The sequence below is a fragment of the Terriglobales bacterium genome (assembly GCA_035937135.1).
Lineage (GTDB): Bacteria > Acidobacteriota > Terriglobia > Terriglobales > Acidobacteriaceae > DASYVL01.
Genome location: DASYVL010000018.1, coordinates 1 through 2,818, shown reverse-complemented (window position 1 = coordinate 2,818; position 2,818 = coordinate 1). Strand labels below are relative to the sequence as shown.

General features: G+C 66.9%; 3 protein-coding genes. All 3 read left to right on the top strand.

What is annotated here, in order from left to right; translation table 11 throughout:
* Window positions 1–118: 118 nt before the first annotated feature.
* Window positions 119–1,393 (top strand): hypothetical protein, encoded by a 1,275-nt coding sequence (locus VGQ94_00835; protein HEV2021052.1) that lies wholly within the window; start codon window positions 119–121, stop codon window positions 1,391–1,393.
* 102 nt (window positions 1,394–1,495) lie between these two features.
* Window positions 1,496–1,696: a hypothetical protein gene (locus VGQ94_00830; GenBank protein ID HEV2021051.1), complete on the top strand. Its 201-nt coding sequence runs from the start codon at window positions 1,496–1,498 to the stop codon at window positions 1,694–1,696.
* An 84-nt stretch (window positions 1,697–1,780) separates the two neighbouring features.
* A complete protein-coding gene (locus VGQ94_00825; protein HEV2021050.1) occupies window positions 1,781–2,581 on the top strand; it encodes an ATP-binding cassette domain-containing protein in 801 nt (266 codons plus the stop codon).
* Window positions 2,582–2,818: the final 237 nt, after the last annotated feature.

Here is a 2,818-nt window from a genome sequence, read left to right as displayed (position 1 = left end):
CTTCAAGCTGGAAGTGAATCGCAGCGCCAAGGCGGCGGACTCCGGCCAGAAGTAACCGCGCCACCCTCAAAGACGCTAGAATAGAGACCTTCCCCTGTCGCTGGGGAAATCCAGGACCATGAATCCCTTCCTTCGCCGGTTTGCTTTCTACGGATGTGTGGTGGTGCTCTGTCTCGCGTGGCTGCCGCTGTGGGGCCAGAGCAAAGCTTCGTCGCGGAGCGGCACCAGCTCGGAGGGCGAACTAGTCAACCCCGGCGACAACCCGGCAGTGCGCTATCCCGTGGCGCACTTTAGCGGTAGCGGCCTGTTCGCCTCCTTTGATTACGGCTGGCTCTCCTTCTCCCGCGACACCATCCGCTATGAGGTGGTGCGGGGCGACAAGGGTCACTCTTTCGAGTACCGCCGCTCCGAGCTGGAGCTGGCCAAGGAGTGGACCACCTTCGGCCTTCCCAATCGCGCCGCCGAACTCCGCTTCCACGGGACCAACTACCACTTCTGGCAGGTCGCGCGCAGCAACCTGGAGAGCGGCCGCGCCCACTCGACCGGCTATCAGGAGCTGATCAGCACCGCCAATAATCCGGAGGATGCGCTGGCCATGGGAGAGGCGCGGTACGCGCGCTTCGCTCCACCCAAGCCCGCCGCGCCTACCGCGCCGCCGCCCACTATCAGCATGCTGGAGCCCGCCGGAGCGGAGGAGGGCCGCACCGTCCCCGCCTATGACCCCACCCTGCACGTGCGCGGCATCGCCAGCCAAGCTTCGGGCATCGCCTCGGTTTCCGTCAACGGCCAGAGCGCCTTCTTCAAGCCCCTCGCGCCCCAGACGGTGGAGTTCGACCTGCGCGACCTGCCGCTCAGCGCCGGGATGAGCGCGGTGGTGGTGGTGGCCACGGCGACGGACAAATCAGTCAGTCAGATGACGTTCAAGGTGGGCCGGCCGGAGGTGCGGGTGCTGGAGCCGGGCGCGGGCAGCGAGGTCCGGGACGCCGCCGTGAAGGTGCGTGGCCTCGCGGTTGGCTTTCAAGACGTGGACAAGGTGGAGGTGGCCGGCCAATCCGCCACCTTGCGCCGCCGTGACGATGGCTCGGTAGAGTTCGAAGCCGCAAGCGTCCCGCTCGCCCTCGGCCCCAATGCTCTGCAGGGCTACGTTCTCACACGCGGCGGGGTGCGGCAGAACTTCCGGCTCGATCTCAAACGCCTGCCGCCTCCCGGCCCACCGCCCTTGACCCTGGCCGAGGTGGAAAAGGCGCTCTCCGACCTGCCCAGAAAGCGCGTGGTAGAGATGGTCGGCGAGTACGGCGTGGACTTCGAGCTCAGCAGCCAGGCGGAGAAACGCCTGCGCGATGCTGGCGCCGACAGCGACCTGCTGCTTGCCATCGCCAAGGCAAAGAAGTAACGCTCACTATGCCGGCGCGGCTCGCCCGCGTTAGGATAGCTTGGCTTCCAGCTTCAGGTCCTGGCCGGCGGCGAGCTTCACCTTGTTGGTCCAGTCCTCAAGTTGGCTCCCCGCGGGCCCCGGCCCTTCACGGTGCAGGACGTGGTGGACATGCTGCTGGGCGGCATCTCACCCAAGCGGGCGGCCACGCTGATACAGGAGCGCGGCGTGGATTTCGCGCTCAATGACAAGACTGAACAGCAGATCCGCGCCGGCGGCGGCGATAGCGATCTGCTGCTTGCCATCGCCAAGGCGAAGAAGTAAGCCGCGCCTTCGTCGTTGGCCTCTGGCGGTTGGCGTCCTGGGTTTTTCCTTTTTACTTCTTACCTTTTCCTTTAGCCTTCCTTCGTGGCTCTCGTCGAAGTCCGTGACCTGGTGAAGGTCTTTCCCCTGGGCGAATCCGCATTCGGCGGAGGCGCCGAGCGGCACGTGCGCGCGGTGGACGGCATATCACTCGAGATCGAAGCCGGGGAGACGCTGGGCCTGGTGGGTGAATCCGGTTCCGGCAAGAGCACGCTGGGGCGGCTGATCTTGCGGCTCATCGAACCGACCTCCGGGAGCGTGCGCTTTGACGGTGTGGACGTGCTGGCGGCCCGCGGGCGCGAGCTGCGCCGCCTGCGCCGCGACATGCAGATCGTCTTTCAGGACCCGTTCGCCTCGCTCGACCCCCGCATGACGGTGGAGCAGGCCGTCAGCGAGCCACTGGTGATCCATGAGAACCCCGGCCGCGTGCGCCGCCGGGAGCGCGCCGCCGAACTGCTGCGCGCTGTGGGGCTGGAGGAATCGGCTCTGGCCCGCTATCCCCACGAGTTCTCCGGCGGCCAGCGCCAGAGGATCGCCATCGCCCGCGCGCTGGCGTTGAAGCCGCGTTTCATCGTTGCCGACGAGCCGGTGTCATCGCTGGACGTTAGCGTGGGCGCGCAGATCGTCAACCTGCTGGCCCGGCTGCAGCGCGAGTTCGGACTCACCCTGCTCTTCATCTCCCATTCGCTGCCCGTGGTGCGCTACCTGGCCACGCATATCGCCGTGATGCATGCCGGACGCATCGTCGAGGCCGGACCCGCCGAGCGCTTGACCTCCGCGCCGGAGCATCCCTACACCCGCTCGCTGCTCGAGGCGACGCCGGAGATCCGAGTCAGCCAGCCGTAGTATCCATTGCCTGCGCCGGTGCGCGGCGCTACACTCCGCTGCTAGCGAGCTCACCCGGAAGGAGCAGTCATGGCAAGCGCGGATGTTGGGGCCCTACAGATCTCACCCATGGAGATGGAAACGCGCGCGTTCGTGACGCGCGTGTACGGATGGATGTCCGCCGGCCTGGCCCTCACCGGCGCGATCGCCTACGCCGTCGCGGGAAGCGAAGAGATGGTCCGCGCCATCGTCCTCAAC

Bases quoted from the DNA above. Each gene is read 5' to 3' on its own strand.
- VGQ94_00835 (HEV2021052.1), top strand. From the start codon at position 119: ATGAATCCCTTCCTTCGCCGGTTTGCTTTCTACGGATGTGTGGTGGTG.